A 21,273-nucleotide genomic window follows, 5' to 3' on the forward strand; every position below is an offset into this window, starting at 1 on the left:
CCTCCTCTCCGCTGAGCCGTGTTGAACTGTGTTGAACCGTGTTGGGCCTCAAACAATCGAGGCGTTCGTTATTCGGTGACCTGAGCCACAAAGATTGCTCGCCGGGAACCGCCGCACCAATCAAGCCGACATTCATAGTCGTGACCTGTGAGCGATATCGGGAGGCGGCGTCCGCCCGACTGGACGGCGAACCCCTGGGGGTGTCCGCTACCGCGCTCGAACATCACCTTGCGACCTGCGTTGATTGTGCCGCATGGCTGGAGACGGCCTCGCGCCTTGGTAGGTCCCTTCGGGTCACCGGTCACACCCCGCCCGATCTGACCGACGCGATTCTCGGCCAGGTGGTGCTGCCCGCTGCCCGGGTCGGCCGTTACCGGCGCCGCCTGCGGCTCGGGTTGGCGATTCTGGGCTTCGTGCAGTGGGCTTTGGCGATGCCGGCGCTGTTCGGCGATGACGTCGGCATGGCGATGAGCATGCACGCCTCGCACGAGAGCGCCGCCTGGAATCTCGCGCTCGGAGCATCATTTCTAGCTGTGGCCATCAAACCGATCCGGGCAGCGGGGACGCTGCCGATTCTGGCGACCTTCGTGGCCGTGCTCACCGCTTTCAGCATTCCCGATGTGGCCGCGGGTGATGTTGCCCCCGAGCGGCTGGCCAGCCATGCCGGCGTCGTGCTCGGGTTGCTGCTCGTGGTGCTGATGTCGCGGTCGCAGCGGCTGTTGCCGCCGGTGGCCGAACTGGCCGGACGAGATGGGCAGCAGGGTGCTGCGAACAGTGGCCATCCGTTTGCCCGCAAGCGCGGTGCCGCGTGAGCACTGCGCTAGCCAACTTCGCAAGCAAAGCCGAGAAGCCGAATCGAGGACGGACGGCGCTGCTGGCCGGACTGATCGTCTCGTTCGCGTTCGCCCTGCTGCTGGCGCTGGCTCCGCAGGCCTCCGCGCACGCCGTCGTGGTGGGTTCGACGCCGGCCGACGGTTCACGGCTGGCTACGGCGCCGTCGTCGGTGACGATCCAGTTCGACGAGGCGGTGGGCCTGAATCTCGGCTACCTGCGGGTCGTCGATACCGCGGGCCGGCGGGTCGACACCGGCACCGCGACGCACCCGGGAGGCGACGGTTCGAAGGTCACCGTGGGTCTCAAGAGCGGCCTCGGTGACGGAAGCTTCCTGGCCAGCTACCGGGTCGTGTCGGCCGATTCGCACCCCATCGCGGGATCGATCCGGTTCGTGGTCGGCAACGGCCCGCTCGGCCTCGGCGGCGGACCGTCCGGCTCGACACCCGTCAGCGCGACCGTCGCCACCAGCCTGGCCGTCGCCCACTGGCTGAGTTTCGCCGGTGTCGGCTTGGTCGGTGGCAGCTGGCTGATCTTCTCGGTGTGGCCGGCCGGGCAACGGCGGCGCTCGATCAGGCGGGCAATCTGGACGGGCTGGGCGTTCGCAGCCCTCGGCGCGATCGGCGAATTCCTGCTGCAGGGGCCCTATGCCGCGGGCAGCTCGCTGGCGACCGCCTGGCACGGAGAACTGCTCGACGCCACTCTGCATGTCAATTCGGGCCAGTTGCTGTCGCTGCGGCTCGTCCTGCTCGGCGTGCTTGGCGCGGTGCTGACGGCGTTGCTCAGCGATGACGATCGGCGAAAGCCCAGTTGGGGTCCCGAGGCCGCGGCCATCGTCGGGGTCGGCATCGTGGTGACCTTCGCAGCTTCGGGGCATACTCAGGCGGCCAATCCGCGCTGGTTCGCCGTGTTGGTCGACGCGATGCACCTGACCTCGATGATCGTCTGGCTGGGCGGCCTGGCGATTCTGGTCATCGCGGCATTCACCAAGCGCCGCGACGACGACTACTACGCGACGGATCTCGCCACCGTGGACGAGCCGGAGTACGCCCCCGAGTTCGTGGGCGCGGGCGGAATCGCCGCGGTCGCCGGCACTGGCACCCGCGCCGCGACGGTTACGGCTGAGCGGCTGGCGACGGGCGGCGGAGCGGCCACCGGCGACGGGCCAACGGACGAAACACCGACCGACGACACCCCAACCGGAAACGACGATGACCCGGACGCGGTTGAGTTGGCCGCCGGATTGCCGATCTTCTCCCGGGTCGCGCTGGCCGCAGTGGCCACGCTGGCGGTGACCGGCACGATCCAGGCGTGGCGCGAGGTCGGCACGGTCGATGCGATCACGACGACTTGGTATGGCCGGCTGGTGACAGCGAAGGTCGTGCTGTTCATCGTCCTGATCGGGCTTGGTTATGTGGCCAGAGGCATCGTGCAGCGAAGGGATTGGACGAACAAGGGCGGTCCGCTGACCCGGATGCGCCGGACGCTGCTGGTCGAGGTCATCGTCGGGGCGACCGTGCTCGGCGTGACCGGGGTGCTCATCGCGCAGCCGCCCGGAAAGGTCGCGCTGGCCGCGCAACGCGCGAAACCGCAGTTCACCAACGTGGCGTTGTCGAGCACGTCATCCGCTCGGGTCGAGATCACGCCCGGGGTGCATGGCAGCGTGCAGATCGAGATCGACCTGACCAGCCCGACGACACCGACCCAGGTCACCGCGACCGCGAGCTTGCCGTCGAAAGAGCTCGGGCCGATTGCCGTTCCGTTGCAGGCGGCAGGCCCGAAGAGCTACACCGCCAGTGGCGTGATTCTGCCTTCGTCGGGGGAGTGGCAGATCACTCTCACCGTCCAGACGTCTGAATTCGATTCGACCACCGCAATCGCGAAACTCCATCTGTCGTGAGGGGAACCTTGATGTTTCAACGTCGCTGGCATTCAGCGATAGCAACGGCGGCGACCATCGCGGGTGCGCTCGTCCTGCTCGGGGTGATTGTGGCCGCACCGGCGCTGGCGCATGTCACGGCGAGCGCGCCGGGCGCGACGCAGGGTGGCTACGCGACGGTGACGTTCAAGGTTCCGACCGAAAGCGCAACGGCAAACACGATCGGGCTGCGGGTGGCGATGCCCGCCGACGCCCCGACCGCGTCGGTGTCGATTCAACCCAAAGCTGGGTGGACGTACAGCGTGATAAAGGGCAAACCCGCGATCCCGCACATGAGCGATGACGGACAGGTGACCGAAGTCGTCACCGAGGTCTCCTGGCAGGCTGCGCCCGGCAACGTCGGCATCAAACCGGGGGAGTTCGACCAGTTCGTGATCAGCGCCGGGCCGATGCCGGATGTTCCGACGATCACCTTCAAGGCGATTCAGAGCTATTCGGACGGGTCGAAGGTGAGTTGGATCGACACGCCTGCGGCGGGTAGCGATGTCGCGTTGGATCATCCGGCGCCGAGCATCACGCTGGCCGCTGCGAACACGACCGACGCTGTCGCGATCCCGCCGTCGAGCGGAGACGGCGGGCTGAGCACCCTCAGTGTCGTGGCGCTGGTCATCGGCGTGATCGGCTTCGTATTCGGCGCCTTGGCGTTGCTTGGCTTGTTCACAGTTCGCAAAAATCTGAGTAAGGGATCATTGACGCCGTGATTCGTCCGCCGCTGTCGCTCATCGCGGCCGCCCTTGCCGTTTTGCTCGGTATGGCCGGTTTGGTGCGCGGTTCGATCCCACAGACAACCGCCAGCCCGGCGGCTCCCGCGCCCGCTTCGTCGATCGTGGTCGGTGGTGCGTATGTGCGCGAACCCGCGACAGATCTGAACGCGGCGGTGTATTTCACCGTCTACAACACCGGCGACACTCCCGACGTGCTGACCTCGGTGGTGACCGGTGCCGGCGCGGCGGCGAGCCTGCACAGTGAGACGGCCAGCGGCGGAATGACGATTACCCCAGCAGGATTGACGATTCCGGCGAAGAGCAGTGTGTCGCTCTCACCCGGCAAGGGACACGTGATGATCGAGAAGTTGTACGGCCCGCTCAAGCCGGGGCAGACCGTGAACCTGCAGCTGACTTTTCTGCATGCGGGCCAGATTCTGGTGACCGCGCCGGTGATCGGGCTGCTGGCGCCCGCACCGACCGCTGCTGGTCCGAAGTGATGTCGCTGAAACACCTTCGGCTGCCGACGTTAGCGAGAAAGCCGATCGCGATCGTGGCTGCGCTGGCGTCGGTGCTGTTGGCTGCTTCCCTGCTCACAGCGTGCGGGGGTTCGTCCAAGTCCGCCGACCCGACGTCCGCGGCCTCGGAACTGAACGATCACGACACGGGCAGCCCGTACCAGGGCGTGGGGTTGATTCCGCCGCAGCCGCGACCGCATTTCACCCTCAAGAACTCGGCCGGCCAGAGTTACAACTTCACGACGGCGACCGCGGGCAAGCCGACGCTGCTGTACTTCGGGTACACGAACTGCCCGGATGTCTGCCCGCAGACGCTGGCCGACATCACCAACGCGTTGCTTGCCGTCCCGTCCTCGTTGCGAGCTCAGACCCAGGTGGTCTTCGTGACGACGGACGTCAAACACGACACCGGGCCGGTACTTGCGGCCTATTTGAGCAAGTTCGACACCGATCTTCCCAACAAGTTCATCGGCCTTTACGGCACGCAGCCCCAGATCGATGCAGCTCAGGCCGCGGCGCATGTGACAATCGCCGAAGATGACGGTCAGACCCACTCGGCGCAGGTTTTGCTCTACGGTTCTGACGACTATGCACACGTGTCCTTTTTGCAGAGCGACAACGAGAGCGGCCAGATCGAGCATGATCTGAAAGTTGTCGGCGGCGAGAAATAGGAGTCTTGGAGTGAAGTTCGGCAATGCGACCATCCGTGGCTGGGTGGGCTTGGTCGTCAGGCTGGTGCTGGCCGGTGTGTGGGCTTGGGCAGGTCTGTCGAAGATCGGTGATCCACGCCGGTTCGTCCAGGCCGTCCGGGCGTATGACGCGACCCCTGAGTGGCTCAGCAAGGCCATCGGCTACGGCCTGCCGGTTCTCGAGCTAGCGATCGCAGTTCTGCTGCTGGTCGGCCTGATCACGCGCTACGCGGCGGTGGTCAGTGCGGTCTTGCTGGTGGTGTTCATCATCGGCATCGCGCAGGCTTCGGCACGCGGCATCAAGCTCGAATGCGGCTGCTTCGGCGGCGGCGGTGCATCGACCACGACCAGCTACACCCTCGACATCTTGCGAGACGTCGGGTTGCTGATACTCGCGGCCTATCTGATCATCTGGCCGCTGACGAAGTGGTCGCTGGACGAGGCTCTCATCAAGTCCGAGATGGTGCCGATGCTGTCGGCGAAGCAGGCCAAGAGCGACAAGAACGTGCGGCGTTACCGCGCGGCACGGGCGGCGGCTGAGGTCGAGCTGAAGCACAAGCAGCGTTACGTGGGCGCAGGGACGGCCGTTGCGGTGTTGCTGGTGACGCTCATCGCGATCGGCGTGCAGGGCGGGCGGGCCAAGATCGACCCATCGGCGAGTACGGCGAACGCCTCGGTGACGACCGGGGTGCGGGTCGGTAACCAGCAGGCGCCGGTCACGGTCGACCTGTATGAAGACCCGCAGTGCCCGATCTGCAACCAGCTCGAACAGAGCGGTTTGGGGACGGACTTCGCCGCCAAGATCAAGGCGACGACGATCAAGGTCAACTACCACATCATGTCGTTCCTGGATTCGTCCTCGAACGGCAACAAGTACTCGTCCCGGGCGGCGAATGCGCTGTATTGCGCGTCGGATACCAGCCCGGATGCGTTCGTGAAGCTGCACGACATCATGTACGGCAAGACGGGCGGCAAGAACAATCAGCCGGCGGAGAACACGAACGGCGTGCCTGATTCGACCTTGCTGGCGTGGGGTAAACAGGCGGGGATCACGAGTGCTGACTATTCGACCTGTGTGACGTCGGACCAGCACAAGGATCTGGTCGAGGGCGTGACTGATGCAGCGAGCAAGTCGAAGGTGACCGGCACGCCGACAGTCTTCGTCGAAGGCATTCGGGTCGGCACCAACGACCAGGTGGCTACGGTCGCTGACATCGACGCTGAGATCACGGCAGCGCTTGGCCACGCCAAGTCCACCGCGGCGCCGCCTCCGACGCCCAGCGCGACTCCTACGGCGTCGGGTGCGGCCACGAGCCCGGCGGGTGGTGCTGAGGCACCCGTTACGCCGACCAGCCCTGCGGCGGCCGGTTCGTAGCTCTGCTTCGCTTGGTTGTGACAGAAAGGGCCGGTACCCGTGGGTACCGGCCCTTTCTGGTTCTTGCTACGAGCTGTTTTGAATCTTTTGGTTTTTGCTTTGGTGGTGCGGTCTTACTTGTTGGCAGCTTCCTTCAGGGCGCTACCAGCGGAGAACTTGACGGTCTTTGCCGCGGCGATCTTGATGGTCGCGCCGGTGGCGGGGTTACGGCCTTCGCGGGCTGCACGGTCGCCTACTGAGACAGCGAAAAAGCCCGGGACGCTGACCTTCTCGCCCTTGGCAACGGCGCCTTCCAGGGTGGACTGCAGGCTGCGCAGCACCGCGTCGACGGTCTTCTGCTCGAGATCTGCGTGCTCGGCGACCGCGGTCACCAGTTCCTTGCGGTTCACGGATGTCTCCTTATGAGTTGTTCTCGCCGCGCCGGGTGGTTACCACTACGGGCGGCGCGTGGCCTGTGCGGCTCACACCAAGTATGGCTGAGGCTACTGCGAGTCAACGAATCCGGGGGTTGTCGGCGTGGCGAAACGGTGTGGGAGACGGCTCCTGTGACAGATGAGGCTGGTGAGTTTTCTTCTGGTCGGGCCGGTTCGGGCGGCGGGTTTGTGATGTGTAGACTTTCGCTTCGGCTCACCGCGTGCGGGAGTCGAGTTTGGTTGGGGGCTGTGGCGCAGCTGGTAGCGCACCACACTGGCAGTGTGGGGGTCAGGGGTTCGAGTCCCCTCAGCTCCACCCATTTCTAAAGGGCTAGAGGCACTTGGCCCTAGTTCTAAAAAATCCTGGTTGCCAGTTTGGTTGCCATTGGTAGCCAGCGGGCTCAGCAGGACGGCCCCCATCCGGTCGGCCGCTTCCCGCGCAAGCGCGGGCATGACGTGGCTATAGATGTCCATCGTTGTCCGCATCTGAGAGTGCCCGAGCAGCTCCATGACGACCCTCGGATGGACTCCTTCGGACAGCAGCAGGGTCGCGGCGGTGTGCCGGCCGTCGTGCAGCCGAACGTGGCGGACGCCAGCTCGTTCGAGCAGCCGGCACCAGTCGTCGTAGTCGCTTTTCTTGTCGATCGGGCGACCGTTGGCCTGGGCGAAGACGAGGTCGTCGTCGTTTTGCCAGTCCGATCCGGCCAGCATCCGCTCGCCCATTTGGGCCGCCTTGTGCACGTGCAATGCGGCGACGAGCGGCAGCGGGAGGGCCAGGGTGCGCTCGCTTCGCTTGGTCTTGGGCGCCTCGTAGACCAGCCCGCCACCCTTGACTCGGTGGATGGTGCGGCGCACGGACAGTGAGTTGTTGAGTAGGTCGATGTCGCGCCACTGCAGCGCGAGCGCCTCGGACTGACGTAGGCCCAGGGCGAGGGCGACGGTCCAGCGGGCAGAGTTGCGTAGTCCGGCCGCAGCGGCGAGCACGGCGCGCGACTCGTCGAGGTCGAGCGCGGTGGCCGCTTCGCTGCGCCGCTGAGCGGGTGGGTCGACCAACATCGCGACGTTGCGGTGCACCCGTCCGCGCTGCATGGCGACCTTCAGCGCTCGGGAGATGATCCGGTGGGCGCGCAGCACGGTGGCTGCGGAGAGTCCTTCCTCAAGCAGGTCGCTGTAGAAGTGTTCAAGGTGCTCGGGTTGGAGTCGGTCGAGGCGGTGCCGGCCGATACCGGGCGAGATGTGCATCCGCACCATCGACTCGTAGCTCTCCAGGGTTCGCGGTCGTACGCGCCGGGCCGCGATGTTGGTCAGCCAATGTTCGAGCCAACCGGTGACGGTGTCGGAGGTGACCGCGGACATCTGGCCGGTCTCGCGCTTCACCTCGAGGTCGCGGATCTTTTGGGCGACCTCTTTGCGGGTCTTGCCGCTGCGATGCCGTCGATCGCGCTGACCGTTGGTCTTCAGCCCGACCGTGATCCAGCCATGCCAACGGCCGAACTCGTCTTTGAAGATCGATGCCTCGCCGGCGGTTGCTCGCTGTGCCATCGCTGGCTCCTTTCGACTGCCTCGATCGTCCGCCGGGGGTCTCACACGCCGCAAGCGCTCAGGCGGCTTCTGGGGGTGTCGGGTCGAGGTCGAACAGTTCGCCCTGGTTCGTCACCGTTCGACCGCCTCGCCTCGCTGCCATTCGGTCGCGGCGCGGTGGGTTCGGGTGATCGAGTCGGGCGACGTACCGGAGCAGCTCGGCGCGGGTGAGGCGGCAGCTGCGGCCGATGTGGACTGCATGCAGTTCGCCGTTCTTGATGAGAGCGAACAGCGTCGTGCGGCCGACGTGGAGTGCTCGCGCCGCTTCCTCCGCGGTGAGCAGTAGTTGCTCGTCGGTCCAGGTACGCGGCGCGTCGTGATCGTCCATGGTTCTCTCCTGCGACGCCGGGTGCGACGGGCGTCGCGGTGACACGGCCTCTCAGTAGGGACAGGTGAAATTTCAGGGCCGTTAGTGCCACTTTCGGCCAAGAAATTTGCATGAGCATGACCGTGAGCGAACCGGGGACAGCGGGCGCGGCCGACGACGGACGCCTCAGATCTCGACGAGGTGTAACAGGGCGCTGAGCCCAGCGAAGTCGGCTGCGTTGCGGGTGACCAGCGGCAACCCGTTGGCCACGGCAACCGCGGCAATGAGCAGATCGGCCAAACGCCGGCGTGGATTGCGCCCGTGGGCGACAACGGCGGCATAGACGCGGCCGTAGGCCCGGGCTGCTTCGATATCGAGGGGCAACGGATCGAAGGACGCTTCGGCCCGTTGCAGACGATCTTGTCGTCGCGCCCGCTCAGCAGGGTCTTTCGCCGCAGCGGGACCGGCGGCGAGCTCGGCCATCGTCACGGCTGAGATCGCGACCTGTTCGGGCAACGCGTCGGCGAGGATGCGGTCGAGGTCAATGACCACCGACGTGTCGAGCAGGGCCTGCCGCAGACGGTCAGGCATGCGGCGTCACGTCCTGGTCGACCAGGACATCAAGGTCGTCGCGCATCTGCTCCCAGTCCACGGCGGGGGCGTTGCGGAACACTTCTACCGCCACGACGGCATCGATGAAGCGGTCACGTCGCAGCGGGCGCAACTCACCGACGGGGTGCCCGCTACTCGTTACGACGAACGTCTTGCCCTCGCCCAAGGCGCGCATGATGCGGCCGCTGTCGTTGCGTAGCTCGCGCTGACTGATCTGCTCACTCATGACTCCACTGTAGCACTGGGTGCTACAGTGTCTGGGGTTTCATCAGTTCGTGGGTGGCGGGCCGGGGTCGAGTGCGCCAGGCGCGCCCCGTCAGACCGTGTTAACCCTGTCCGACTGCGGGTTAACAAGCGCCAGGCGAGCCGCCCTCTAGCGACGGCGCGGCTGCGCAAGGCCGTGGGTACGCCGGCTGAATGCGTCCAGCACCCCGGTGAGTGCCGACGTCAGGGCAGGCAGGTCCCTGTCGTACACCGCCCCTGCGTCCAGTTGGGTCGCCAGGTCACCCAACATGGCGACCCACTCCTGATGCCGAGGCCGTGAGGGAGACGGCATGGGCTGCTGGGTCGGGATCTCGATGCGGCGTTCGACGATCTGGACCGCGGATCGACCTGAGCTGGCCGCCCGGGTCTGCTCCCACGCTCGCTGCCGACAACTGGCGGAGCACCACTTCGGAATCCGCCCGCGGGCCTTGTACTCAATGGGGCCGCCGCACCAGCCACAGGTCGACGCCGCGAGACGTCGCCGGTCTGTCTCGGTGGGGCGGCGGAAGGGCATCGCCTCCAGGCGGCGGACGTCCTCCGGCGGAAGCGTCTCGGCGGCGTCCTTGGCGCGCTGGCGCTCGCGCGCGCGGCGCAGCGCCTCCTGTTGCCGGACGGACTTGCGAACCACGGCAGCCTCCACCATTACGTCACGACGAATATAGCGCCAGGGTGCATGAGGTGTGTCGACTTTCAAGGCTTCGGTTCACATGGTTGCGCTTCAGATCGGGGGTGTCGCGTCCAGTCGAAACTGGCGACGTCCAGACGTAAGTTGCGAAGGATCTTGCGATGTCCAAGCGAGTGTTGTTGAGCGCACCGTGGCGTGAGCTTCTGGAGGCGGGATGTCGCCCAGCTCGGCACTCGCGTTCATGCGTCCGGGCGGACAAACGACACAAGGATCATCGCCGGTCGGGACGGGCCGATGGCGCATTGATCGAGCTCTCCACACTTGAGCCATAAGAACCCGGTCAAAGCAGGTGACAACCGGCTACTTCCTGTAAGGTGCGGGTCCGAAGAGTCTGTACCCGCTTCGATCAGTACCTGAGAGGTTCCTTAGTGGCCGAACCTTGGCTTTCTGCCGATGGCATCGCGACACACCTTGGAGTCACGAAAGACACGGTCTACGCGTGGATCGCTGAAAAGGGCATGCCTGCCCACAAGGTGGGCCGCCTCTGGAAGTTCCAAGCCAGCGAAGTCGACGAATGGGTACGGAGCGGCAGCGCCGCCTCGCCGGGTGATGACGTCGCCCCTGGTGTCTCGTGACGGGCCGGAATCTGTCGGTAGCCGTCGATAGCCTGAGGAACTTTGCGATCGAGAGAGGGGGAGCCATGAATGACGCACCGACGATGTCGCCTCGTCGTTACGCGCTGTCGTTCACGACGGGTGCTCTCCTCACGCGCGAGGGCGCGCTCCTAGCTCCGCTGTTCATCGACGGGCGAGGTTGGGAGAAGCTCCGGGACGACGCTGTCGAAGGCAACCTCTTGCAGGCCCGGACGCACAGCACGGGCGTCCGGCTTGTCCGCGAGACGGTTAAGCGTCTATCGGTGTTGACCGACCACGAGGTTGCGTTGCTGGTCGAGGCGACCGCCTCGGAGCGTGGGCATCTCATGTGGGTGGCAGCGTGCCGCTGCTATGAGCTGATCGGGGAGTTTGCCGAAGAGGTGCTCCGGGAGCGGTTCCTATTGCTCGTCCAGACCCTCGGCTACGAGGAGTTCGACAGTTTCGTTCGGGCCAAGGGGTTGTGGCACGAAGAGCTAGCCGCTCTCAAGGATTCGACGCTGCAGAAGCTGCGATCGAACGTGTTCAAGATGCTGCGTGAGGCGGAGCTTCTGTCTGACGCGGGAAGGATTGTGCCTGCGGTGCTATCTGAGCGAGTTGCGGCCAGGTTGAGTGCCCGCACACCGAGTGACGTGCGCTTCTTCCCGAGCCAGCAAGGGGCTGGCCAATGAAGCCCAAGGCTCTGCCGGAGCAGGAAGAACACCTATTCACGGTGCTTAGCGGACGGCGCTTCCTGCAGATGGAGGGCCTCGGCAACGAGGTCCCGTTCTTTATCTACCCGTATCCGCCCGAGGACACTCTGGCCGTAGCGGCCGCCAAAAAGCGGGTCAAGAATCGGCTGGCTGGCGCCGGGGTCAAGGTCATTGAGATCAACCTCTACGACCTATCGGTTGAGCTGCTCAAGGAGCGGAAGGTATGGGACCGGGTCCAAGCCATTGAGCCGGACCAAGACAAGGCCGACTTCCGCGAAATGCTCCAGGGGATGCTCGACCCGCAGTTGCACATCGCCCCGGCCATCCGCGACCGCCTTGCGGCCGAGTCCTTCGACATCCTCTTCCTCACCGGGATCGGTGAGGTCTTTCCGTACATCCGCTCGCACAACGTGTTGAACAACCTCCAGTCGGTGGTGACCGGCGGGCCGATGCTCATGTTCTTCCCGGGCCGCTACGAGCAGTCGGACACGTTGGGCTCATCGCTCGTGTTGTTCGGCCGGCTCAAGGACGACCAGTACTACCGAGCCAAGAACATCCTGGAACAGGAGGCGTGAGCTCGATGAAGCTCGACCAGATTTTCGCCAAGGACATCCAGCGTCCGATCGAGGGCGTCATCAAGGCTGATGACGCTGCGCACCTGGGCACCGAGGTCGACGAGTACGTCCTGACCAACGAGGCCGCCAAAGGCTTGGAGATCCTCCTCGAGGAGTACACCTCCTACACCAATGCCAACGGCGTGTGGATCTCCGGATTCTTCGGCTCCGGTAAGTCGCACATGCTCAAGATGCTGGCTCACCTGCTGGGTGACGTCGAAGGGCAGGACTATCCGCGCCAGAACGTCTCTGACAGCTTCCGCGCCAAGACGCTCGACGCGTTCCTGCCCGGCCTGCTGAACAAGGCCGACCACATCCCTGGCAAGAGCCTGCTGTTCAATATCGACCAAAAGGCCACCTTGATCAGCAAGGACCAGACGGACGCCCTTCTGAAGGTCTTCGTCAAGGTCTTCGACGAGAGCCGTGGCTACTACGGCAACCAGGGTCACGTTGCTCGCTTCGAGCGCGACCTGGACAACCGCGGCCAGTACGAGGCATTCCAAGAGTCCTTCGAACGCATCGCTGGCGTCTCCTGGACGCAGGGGCGCGAGCAAAGTGCCCTGGAAGGGCCGAGCATCGACCGGGCCTTCGCCGAGGTAAATGGCGGAACCGCTGACGGCATCATCAAGCAGTACAGCGCCTCATACTCGGTTTCGATCGAGGACTTCGCCGACGAGGTCCAAGCCTGGCTCGACAACCAGGGCGACCCGACCTTCCGGCTGAACTTCTTTGTCGACGAGGTCGGCCAGTTCATTGGCAGCGACACCAAGCTGATGCTCAACCTGCAGACCATCGCCGAGTCGCTCAACACTAAGTGCGCTGGCCGTTCGTGGGTGTTCGTGACCTCGCAGGAGGACATGGACAAGGTCATTGGCGACAGGACACGGCAGCAGGGCAACGACTTCTCCAAGATCCAGGCCCGGTTCAAGACGCGGCTCAAGTTGACGAGCGCCGACGTCGAGGAAGTCATCCGCAAGCGTCTGCTGGACAAGAACGACGTAGGCGTGAGTGCGCTCGGCACGATCTATGCCGACCAGCACGCCAACTTCAAGACGCTGTTCGAATTCGTCGACGGGGCCAAGACCTACCGCAACTACACCGACGAGGCGCACTTCGTCGGGACCTACCCGTTCGTCAGCTACCAGTTCCCACTGTTCCAAGCCGCCATCGAGGGCATCTCCGACCACAACGTCTTCGAGGGCCGCAACAGCTCGGTCGGTGAGCGTTCGATGCTCGGCGTGGTCCAGCACGTCGCCAAGGACATCGGCAACGTCGAGGTCGGCAAGCTCGCAACCTTCGACAGCATGTTCGCCGGCATCCGCGCCTCCCTGAAGTCAGCCGCCCAGCGTTCGATCGACGTCGCCGAGCGCAACCTCGACAACCCGTTGGCGGTTCGTCTTCTCAAGGCGTTGTTCCTCGTGAAGTACGTCGAGAGCTTCCCGGCGACTCCGCGCAACCTCACGGTGCTGGTCTACGACCGTTTCGGCCTCGACCTTCCGGCGCTATCCGAGCAGGTCAAGGAAGCGTTGACCGTTCTGGAGATCCAGACCTACATCCAGAGAAGCGGCACCACCTACGAATACCTGACCAACGAAGAGCAGGTCATCGAGGAAGAGATCAAGAACGTCGACATTGACGCCTCCGAGGTAGGCGGTCGACTGTTCAAGATCCTCTCGGGCGATGTCATCAAGACCAACAAGATCCGCTACGCCAAGAACGCGCAGGACTTCCCGTTCGGCTTCAAGCTCGACGACCAGGCCCACGGCCAGCAACGAGAACTTGCGGTCCACTTCATCTCGCCCGAGTACTCATACACGCCCGAGGAGATCCGCATGCACAGCGCGGGCAAGGACGAGCTGCGTGTCGTCCTCGAACCGGACGCCCGGGTGCTCGCGGACCTACGGCTGCTCATCAAGACCGAGAAGTATATCAAGCGCAAGCAGGGCACCTCGAACTCCGCCATCGAGGGCCAAATCCTGCAGACCAAGGGTGCGCAGAACATCGACCGCGAGAAGGAACTCGTCCAGCGCGTCAAGACCTCGGTCGGCAAGGCCGCCCTGATCATCAACGCGGCCGATATCACCTCTAGCTCCCAGGACGCGCTGGTCCGGGTGACGGATGGCTTCCAGGATCTCGTCAGCCGTACCTACACGCAGCTCAAGCTGCTTGGAGGTACGACCTATAGCGAGCAGCAGGTTGCCGGAGCCGCGAACCCGGACGGCGGGCTGTTCGACGCCGAAACCGGCAGCAAGCTCTTTGCCCCGTCGGAGGAAGTGCTGTCGTTTGTTTTGCGCAAGGAGACCCTAGGTGAGCAGGTCGCTGTCAAGACCATCGTCGACAGCTTCACCGCCAAGCCCTACGGCTGGGACCTCGCCTCGATCGAGGTTCTGATTGCATTCCTGATCGGTACCTCAAAGGTCACGCTCACGGTCGATGGCAACGTCCTCAAGCGCTCTGAGGTCGCGACGGTTCTGCGCAACACGCAGAAGCATGCCCATGTCGTGGTGGCACCGCAGAAGACCTTCGACGAGCGCAAGGTGGCGGCCTTCCGCAAGTTCTGTACCGACTTCTTCGACGAAGGCAACACCCCGAAAGATCCGTTGGAGCTGGCCCGGCACGGGGCGGACAAGCTGAAGGCAAAGCGCGACGAGATCACGGCGACAATGACGGGTTCCAAGTACCCGTTCGTCAGCCAGCTCTCCGCCGCGATCGACTTGCTAGACCGGGCGGTGGGCAAGCCCGACGACTGGTACCTGACCGACTTCGACCTTGGCGACGACCTGCTCGACGCCAAAGAGAGCACGATCGACCCGATCCGGGCGTTCCTCAGCGGAGGCCAGAAGGTCATCTACGACGAGGCCACCGATCTTCTCACCACCCATAGCAGCAACCTCGGCTACCTGCCGCCCGAAATCGACGCCACCGTGAGGTCAGCGTTGGAAGATCCGAACGCCTTCCGCGGCAACAAGATGGCGCAGCTCAAGCAAGCCACTGACCAGCTGCGCACTCTGATCGATGGCGTCGTTGCCAGAAACCGAACCGACGTCGTCGAAGCGATCGAGGGTCGCAAGGCCGAGATCGAAGCGAGCGCCTTCTATGCCAAGGCGACCTCGGTCGCCCAAGAGAGTGTGCTGCGCCGGGTCGACCAGGCGATTTCCCGTGTCCGCGCCCAGAACCAGGTCGCTCTCATTCGCGAGACCGGATCGAGCTTCGAGGAGACCATCTACCCAGGTTTGCTCGACCAGCTGGCCGATGCGCAGCCCGACGCCGGCGATGGCGATGGCGATGGCGGCACGAAACCACCGTCGAAGCAGACCGTGTCCGTAAGGACAGTCTCCGCCACCGGCGTCTCTGGCGTTTTGGAGACAGAGCAGGACATCGACCGCTACCTGCACGCCCTGCGTACGGCGCTCGTCCAGACCCTGAACGCCGGAAAGCGAATCTCTCTCTGATGGAAACCGCACCGCTGAAGACGTTCGCCACCAGGGCACGTATAGCGCTGATCCGCGAAGTGACCGCACGTATCGCTGTCGTCCTAGCCCCGGCATCAGCCGTGCGGGTAGAGCAGCCCACGGCGGTCGCAGCCCTGGAGAAGGCCGTCAGCGCGGCGGGTGGAGGCGAGAAGGGTATAGCGGCGGTCGCCGACCGGGTCGCGTACACCTGGTTCAACCGCATCATCGCCCTGAGGTTCATGGACGCCAACGGTTACAACGGCATCGGGGTCGTCTCACCACAAGTCGGCGTCGAGGCAGGTCAGCCCGAGATCCTTGCCGAAGCCAAGCGAGGCAACATCGACGCCGCGGTGGTCGGGGGAAGGACCCGTGAGACGGTCACGGGCCTGCTCGACGGCACGCGGCGCAGCGACGACGCGCAAGGCGAGGCTTACGCGCTGCTGCTCGCGGACTACTGCCGATACTGGAACCGCGCCATGCCGTTCATGTTCGAGCGAGAAGGCGACTTCACCGAGCTGCTCATCCCCGCCAACCTGCTGGCCGACGACTCGGTGCCAAGCCGCGCCCTGAAGGTGCTCACAAAGGATGTCTGCCAAGACGTCGAGGTCATCGGCTGGCTGTACCAGTTCTACATCTCAGAACGCCACGACCAAGTCTTCGCGGGGTTCAAGAAGAACAAGAAGGCCGGCGCCGACGAGATCCCCGCAGCCACCCAGCTCTTCACGCCCCACTGGATCGTCCGCTACCTCGTCGAGAATTCCCTCGGGCGCTTGTGGATGCTCAACCGGCCTTCGTCGCGCCTGGTTGACCACATGCAGTACTACATCGCCCCGGTAGACGAGGAGACCGACTACCTCAAGATCACCAGCCCCAAGGAGGTCAAAGTCATCGACCCGGCCTGCGGGTCTGGGCACATGCTCACGTATGCCTTTGAACTCCTGTACGCCATCTACGAAGAAGAGGGATACGCCCCGACCGAGATCCCTGGGCTCATCCTCGGCAACAACCTCTACGGCGTCGAGATCGACCCCCGAGCCGGGGCACTGTCGGCCTTCGCGTTGACCATGAAGGCGAGGGCCAAGCAGCGGACGTTCTTCAACAAGCAGATCGAGCCCAACGTCTGCGTCCTCGACGCGATCCACTTCACCCCGGACGAGATCGACTTCCTGCTGACGCCCCGTGGCGACAAGCACGCCGAGGCCTCCTTCTGGAACCAGTTCGAGCACGCCGAAACGTTCGGGTCACTCATCCAGCCGGACCGAGGGCTAACGATCCGTCTGAAGCAGCATCTCGCCACGCTCGACGACGGTGGCGACATCCTTCTGGCCGACGTGTTCCATCGGGCCGAGAAGGTCACTGCTCAGGCCGAGGCGCTTAGCGTGCGGTACCACGTTGTGGTGGCGAACCCACCGTATATGGGCGTCAAGAATATGACTCCAAGCCTTGCTGGATTCATCGAGTCCAACATCCCTGACGGAAAGCAGGACCTTTACGGAGCATTCGTCGAACGGGCTCGCAGTCTAGCGATGGAGTCCGGGCGGATCGCTATGATCACGGGTGATACCTGGATGTTCATTCGGACATTCTCGGATCTGCGCGACGTCGTTCTTGACGCGACGCGTGTCCACTCGTTGCTCTACCTGCGGGATTCCGCCTACCACGCCGATAAGTTTGGCGCGAATTCCGCATTCTCCCTAACAAACGCTAAGGCGAATACTGGCGTTGGCACCTTTATTCGCCTTACTGCCCTCGACGGGGAGGAGAAGCGACAATCCCTCCTCGCGGCAATCGCAGATCGGTCCCTCGGGTATCGGTACGAAGCCGCCGCAGCGGCCTTCAAGAAGATTCCGGGAGCACCGATCGCCTATTGGCTTTCTGACGCGATCACGAAAGCATTTCAGGGATCTGGTACTTTTCGCGATGGCTTCACGCCCAGGAAGGGCAATGACACAGGGGACAACGGTCGATTCTTGCGCCAAGTGTGGGAGGTCTCCAGGTCCACGATCTCCTTCGGAAGTCGATCGACAGAAGAGGCTGAGCGCAGCGGTCGTCGCTGGTTTCCCTATAACAAGGGCGGTCCGTTTCGGAAGTGGTACGGAAACTTTGATCTCGTAGTTGACTGGGAGGATAATGGCCGCAGGGTGCGTGCCAGAGGGACGCTCCGCAACCAGGGATTCTACTTTCACGAGGGGATAACTTGGACCGATGTAGGCTCGGGCAGCTTCGGAGCGCGCTACTTACCGCCCGGCTTTCTGTGCGATAATAGTGGATCTGCATGCTACGGCGATAAGGCGGTACTTCCCTCCGCCCTGGCATTCCTCTGCTCCTCGCTCGGTTCCGAAATGCTTAACGTCCTCAATCCCACAATGCACTTCCAGGCAGGAAATATCGCGGACCTTCCTCTGCGCCGGATTGAATCGGAAACGATCGACGTAATTGTTCGTCGAGGAATAGCGACCTTCAGGGCGGACTGGGACTCGTATGAGACCTCCTGGGACTTCGAAGCGAGCCCTCTCCTCGATGGGCGCTCGGCCAACCTCGCTGATGTAGTCCAAGCCTTCTCGGCCGAATCGTCGGTCGTCGCAAAGGATCAACAAGCCCGGGAGACGGAGAACAACAGTATCGTCGCTAAAGCCTATGGTGTGGACGGCGACGTGCCTATCGATGTGCCTCTTCACCGGGTGTCACTGACGAGGAACGTCGAGTTCCGGTACGGGCCCGGTAGATCAGCCGAGGAATACTCCGCGCTCGAGCGGACCGATCTGGCGATTGAGCTGCTGTCCTATGCCGTCGGATGCATGTTCGGCCGGTACAGCATCGACGAGCCGGGACTTATCCTCGCGGACCAGGGCGCAACGTTGCGGGAGTACCTGCTGAAGGTGCCGACACCGAGCTTCCTACCGGACGCAGACAACGTCATCCCGATCGTGGATGGCGACTGGTTCGAGGACGACATCGTTGCGCGCTTCCGCACCTTCCTTCGTGCGGCCTTCGGGGAGCGGCACTTCGAGGAGAACCTGCGCTTCGTTACCGAGTCGCTCGGCGTCAAGGACATCCGCGACTACTTCGTGAGGTCGTTCTACAAGGACCACGTACAGCGGTACAAGAAGCGCCCGATCTACTGGCTGTTCTCCAGCCCCAAGGGTTCGTTCAACGCTCTGATCTATTTGCACCGCTACACGCCGTCCACGGTCTCGACGGTCCTCAATGAGTACCTGCGTGAGTTCACAGTCAAGCTGACTTCGAGCCTGCAGCAGCAGGAGCGCCTGGCGGCCGAAGGTGGGACGCCGCGTCAGCAGGCGGCCGCCCAGAAGGAGGCTGATCGACTGCGCAAGGTATTGCTGGAGCTTGAGGAGTACGAGCACGACGTGCTGTACCCGCTGGCGTCCCGTCAGTTGGCGATCGACCTGGACGACGGGGTGAAGGCGAACTATCCGAAGTTCGGTCCCGCTCTGAAGAAGATCTCCGGACTTGAGGCCAGCGATGAGTGACACCGCCACGGTCCGCCCGCACCTGCTGCGCTGGTTCGACAGTCGACGGATCGTCTTCTGGCACGACCCGGATGGCCAGTACGCCGCGGATCTCGACGGCCTCGATCTGGCTGGCATCGAGACGATCCGGGTCGGCAACGACGAGTTCGCCATCAAGAACCGGCTTCTGCACGACGAACCGGAAGGCAAATTCCTGGTCTACCGCAGTGGCCCGATGCCGAGCGGCATCGATGATTGGCTGCTCGACCTGGAGTTGGCCTACGGGGTCTTCACGGCCGACCGCACCGCGCTCGTCTCGCAGGATCTCGGTCTGGCAAAGGGCAACGGGATCGACGAGGTCGTTGAGGCGCACGAGAAGTTCTTCAACGCTGCTAAGCGCGTCCAGAGCCTGAAAGCCCTGCTGAGTGCTGCGGACGATGCCGCCAGGCTGCGAGCCAAGATCAGCGCCGTCGTACTTGGCCAGCGCGAGCACAGCCTCCTGGAAATCACGAGGACGCTACTAACCGAGAACGCCAAGGGGGCTCGGACCAAGTACGACGCCCTTGTCGACTATGGCCTGGACGACTTCTACTGGGGCGGCGTCGCGAACATCTACGGCTACGAGTCGTCCTCGCCGAGCATCGATGACCTGGTGCTGTGGATCTTCCGCAAGGCCATCGAGGGCTTCAAGTCTGACCGGCCCGGCGGGCTGCAGAACATCCAGCTCGACTTCGCCAGTATGCGCAACGACCGGCGCAGTCAAGAGGCCATGGCAACGCTCGCTAAGCGGGCAGCCCGCGACCTGGACTACAAGTCGACGATCGAGGATGCGAGCTTCCGCGACCTGGTGGCGAGTGTCCCGGACGACCTGTTCGAGGAGACCGACCAGAAAATCCTCAGCGACCTGGCACGGGCAGTATCCGAACAGACCGTCACCCCGCGCGACGTGGCCGAGGTAGTGCGGGCCCGGCAGAGCAGCGTCTGGATCGACGGATACAAGCAGCTCTACACTGCCGTTGTCAGCGCCTCGGAGTTACTGGGCGAGCTGGCCACCCTCAACGTTGGCATGCAGTCGTTCGACGACGGGCTGGAGCGGTACCGGCGCGAGTGGTTCCGCATCGATCAGCTCTACCGGCAGTTCGTCTACGCCACGCGAACCGCAGAGTACCCAAGGCCACTGGAGCCATTGCGGGAGTTGGTCGAGAAGCGCTACACCAACAAGTACGTCTACGAGCTGGGCAACGCCTGGCAGCAGCAAGTCGACGCGGTCGAGAAGTGGCGCTCGACAGCGCTACGGTCGCAGACGGCCTTCTACTCGCGATACATCGAGCCGCTGGTACGCGACGGCGACAGGAAGGCCGTCGTCATCATCTCCGATGCCATGCGGTACGAGGTGGCCGATGAGCTTGGCTCGCTCATCCGGCAGGAGGACCGCTTCGACGCCAACCTGGAGGCCGTGCTTGGGGTGCTGCCCAGCTACACCCAGCTCGGCATGGCGGCGCTGCTGCCGCACTCGACGCTTCGGCATTCGGCGGATGCCAAGACAGTTCTGGCTGACGGCCAACCGACCAACACCACTGCCTCCCGCAGCAAGATCCTGGAGGGCGTGGGTGGCTCGGCGATCCAGGCCGAGGACTTCAAAGCCCTGAACGCTGACGAGCGACGCGAGCTCTACAAGGCCAACCGTGTCTTGTACGTCTACCACAACCGGATCGACGCCACGGGGGATAAGCCAGGCACCGAACGCCAGGTCTTCGAGGCCGTCGAGGACACGCTGCGCGACATTGTTGACCTCGTGAAGAAGCTGGCCAGCGCCAACGCCACCAACATCTTCATCACGGCCGACCACGGCTTCCTCTTCCAGGACGAAGCCCTAGCCGGCACCTTCTTCCTGTCGACCCAGCCGCAGGGCGACGACATCAAGGTCGTCAACCGACGCTTCGTCCTGGGTAAGGGCCTCAAGGTCGACAACGCCTTCGCCACCTTCGAGGCCGCCCAGCTCGGCCTAGAGAGTGACTTGGAAGTACAGGTCCCCAAATCCATTCACCGCTTGCGCCTTGCGGGCGGCGGCTCACGCTTCGTACACGGCGGGGCGACACTCCAAGAGGTCATCGTTCCAGTGCTCGTGGTCAACAAGAAGCGCAAGAGTGACACCAGGCTGGTCAACGTCGAGGTCTGGCCGGAGTCCGACAAGATCACCACCGGACAGGTGGTCGTTCGGCTGTTCCAGACCGAGCAGGTCAACGACAAGGTCCAGCCCCGCACTCTCCGGGCTGGGCTATACGTCGGCGAGTCCCTCATCTCGAACATCGAGAACCTGACCTTCGATCAGACCTCCGCCGACAAACGTGACCGGTACCAGAGCGCGCGGATGCTGCTGAGCCAGGAGTCGAGCGACTACAACAACCGCGCCGTTGAGTTCCGCTTGGAGGAGCAGATCCCGAACACCAACCAGTGGCGGGTCTTCGCCAAGGCGGTCTACACGCTGAAGCGTTCGTTTACGTCGGACTTCGACTTCTAGAGAGGACGGGAGGCAC

The 21,273-nt window shown here is 63.9% G+C and carries 17 protein-coding genes, 1 tRNA gene and 1 pseudogene; 13 read left to right on the top strand and 6 right to left on the bottom strand.

All coding sequences use genetic code 11. From position 1 onward, the window contains the following. Nucleotides 1–140 precede the first annotated feature (140 nt). From ACSMXN_RS05095 to ACSMXN_RS05120, 6 genes are read left to right on the top strand one after another with little or no spacing between them, the layout of a single operon-like run. A complete protein-coding gene (locus tag ACSMXN_RS05095) occupies nucleotides 141–812 on the top strand; it encodes a zf-HC2 domain-containing protein (RefSeq protein ID WP_051148880.1) in 672 nt (223 codons plus the stop codon). Beyond that, nucleotides 809–2,731, top strand: a complete 1,923-nt coding sequence (locus ACSMXN_RS05100; protein ID WP_022913503.1) for a copper resistance protein CopC — start codon at nucleotides 809–811, stop codon at nucleotides 2,729–2,731. The genes ACSMXN_RS05095 and ACSMXN_RS05100 overlap by 4 nt, the downstream gene beginning before the upstream one ends. An 11-nt stretch (nucleotides 2,732–2,742) precedes the next feature. After that, complete coding sequence (locus ACSMXN_RS05105) at nucleotides 2,743–3,471, top strand: YcnI family protein (protein WP_035943934.1); 729 nt, start codon at nucleotides 2,743–2,745, stop codon at nucleotides 3,469–3,471. Beyond that, nucleotides 3,468–3,974, top strand: coding sequence for a copper chaperone PCu(A)C (locus tag ACSMXN_RS05110; RefSeq protein WP_022913505.1), 507 nt, complete (start codon nucleotides 3,468–3,470; stop codon nucleotides 3,972–3,974). The genes ACSMXN_RS05105 and ACSMXN_RS05110 overlap by 4 nt, the downstream gene beginning before the upstream one ends. Before the next feature lie 53 nt (nucleotides 3,975–4,027). After that, complete coding sequence (locus ACSMXN_RS05115) at nucleotides 4,028–4,663, top strand: SCO family protein (protein WP_455407699.1); 636 nt, start codon at nucleotides 4,028–4,030, stop codon at nucleotides 4,661–4,663. 10 nt (nucleotides 4,664–4,673) lie between these two features. Continuing rightward, nucleotides 4,674–6,056, top strand: coding sequence for a MauE/DoxX family redox-associated membrane protein (locus ACSMXN_RS05120; protein WP_022913507.1), 1,383 nt, complete (start codon nucleotides 4,674–4,676; stop codon nucleotides 6,054–6,056). A gap of 113 nt (nucleotides 6,057–6,169) precedes the next feature. Here ACSMXN_RS05120 and ACSMXN_RS05125 read toward each other — a convergent pair whose 3' ends face one another. After that, the gene (locus tag ACSMXN_RS05125; RefSeq protein WP_022913508.1) at nucleotides 6,170–6,445 is read right to left on the bottom strand and encodes an HU family DNA-binding protein; all 276 of its coding nucleotides are present in this window, start codon (nucleotides 6,443–6,445) and stop codon (nucleotides 6,170–6,172) included. Nucleotides 6,446–6,712: 267 nt separating this feature from the next. Between ACSMXN_RS05125 and ACSMXN_RS05130 the strand changes: the two genes are divergently transcribed. After that, a tRNA-Ala gene (locus tag ACSMXN_RS05130) sits at nucleotides 6,713–6,785 on the top strand. A gap of 197 nt (nucleotides 6,786–6,982) precedes the next feature. Here ACSMXN_RS05130 and ACSMXN_RS05135 read toward each other — a convergent pair. The 5 genes and pseudogenes from ACSMXN_RS05135 to ACSMXN_RS05155 form a co-directional block, all read right to left on the bottom strand. Next, a pseudogene (locus ACSMXN_RS05135) lies at nucleotides 6,983–8,011 on the bottom strand (tyrosine-type recombinase/integrase); the annotation flags it as partial. Between the two features lie 58 nt (nucleotides 8,012–8,069). After that, nucleotides 8,070–8,378 carry a helix-turn-helix domain-containing protein gene (locus tag ACSMXN_RS05140; RefSeq protein ID WP_022913509.1) on the bottom strand — a complete coding sequence of 103 codons (309 nt, stop codon included), beginning with the start codon at nucleotides 8,376–8,378 and terminating at the stop codon, nucleotides 8,070–8,072. Nucleotides 8,379–8,543: 165 nt separating this feature from the next. After that, on the bottom strand, nucleotides 8,544–8,948 hold the full coding sequence (locus ACSMXN_RS05145; RefSeq protein WP_022913510.1) for a type II toxin-antitoxin system VapC family toxin: 405 nt from the start codon (nucleotides 8,946–8,948) through the stop codon (nucleotides 8,544–8,546). Beyond that, nucleotides 8,941–9,195 (bottom strand): prevent-host-death protein, encoded by a 255-nt coding sequence (locus ACSMXN_RS05150; protein ID WP_022913511.1) that lies wholly within the window; start codon nucleotides 9,193–9,195, stop codon nucleotides 8,941–8,943. Before ACSMXN_RS05150 ends, ACSMXN_RS05145 begins: the two co-directional genes overlap by 8 nt. A gap of 147 nt (nucleotides 9,196–9,342) precedes the next feature. Beyond that, nucleotides 9,343–9,927, bottom strand: a complete 585-nt coding sequence (locus tag ACSMXN_RS05155) for a hypothetical protein (protein WP_196811286.1) — start codon at nucleotides 9,925–9,927, stop codon at nucleotides 9,343–9,345. A gap of 359 nt (nucleotides 9,928–10,286) precedes the next feature. Between ACSMXN_RS05155 and ACSMXN_RS05160 the strand changes: the two genes are divergently transcribed. The 6 genes from ACSMXN_RS05160 (at nucleotide 10,287) to pglZ (ending at nucleotide 21,257) form a co-directional block, all read left to right on the top strand. Continuing rightward, complete coding sequence (locus tag ACSMXN_RS05160) at nucleotides 10,287–10,493, top strand: helix-turn-helix domain-containing protein (protein ID WP_027139489.1); 207 nt, start codon at nucleotides 10,287–10,289, stop codon at nucleotides 10,491–10,493. A gap of 65 nt (nucleotides 10,494–10,558) precedes the next feature. Beyond that, on the top strand, nucleotides 10,559–11,179 hold the full coding sequence (locus ACSMXN_RS05165) for a DUF1819 family protein (RefSeq protein ID WP_027139490.1): 621 nt from the start codon (nucleotides 10,559–10,561) through the stop codon (nucleotides 11,177–11,179). After that, a complete protein-coding gene (locus tag ACSMXN_RS05170; protein ID WP_022913514.1) occupies nucleotides 11,176–11,775 on the top strand; it encodes a DUF1788 domain-containing protein in 600 nt (199 codons plus the stop codon). Before ACSMXN_RS05165 ends, ACSMXN_RS05170 begins: the two co-directional genes overlap by 4 nt. A gap of 5 nt (nucleotides 11,776–11,780) precedes the next feature. Further along, nucleotides 11,781–15,266 (top strand): BREX system P-loop protein BrxC, encoded by a 3,486-nt coding sequence (gene brxC / locus ACSMXN_RS05175; protein WP_027139491.1) that lies wholly within the window; start codon nucleotides 11,781–11,783, stop codon nucleotides 15,264–15,266. Beyond that, a complete protein-coding gene (gene pglX, locus ACSMXN_RS05180; protein ID WP_022913516.1) occupies nucleotides 15,266–18,757 on the top strand; it encodes a BREX-1 system adenine-specific DNA-methyltransferase PglX in 3,492 nt (1,163 codons plus the stop codon). The genes brxC and pglX overlap by 1 nt, the downstream gene beginning before the upstream one ends. Continuing rightward, nucleotides 18,750–21,257, top strand: a complete 2,508-nt coding sequence (gene pglZ, locus ACSMXN_RS05185) for a BREX-1 system phosphatase PglZ type A (protein WP_022913517.1) — start codon at nucleotides 18,750–18,752, stop codon at nucleotides 21,255–21,257. The genes pglX and pglZ overlap by 8 nt, the downstream gene beginning before the upstream one ends. The last annotated feature ends 16 nt before the right edge of the window (nucleotides 21,258–21,273 follow it).

The organism is Parajatrophihabitans canadensis (assembly GCF_053764775.1).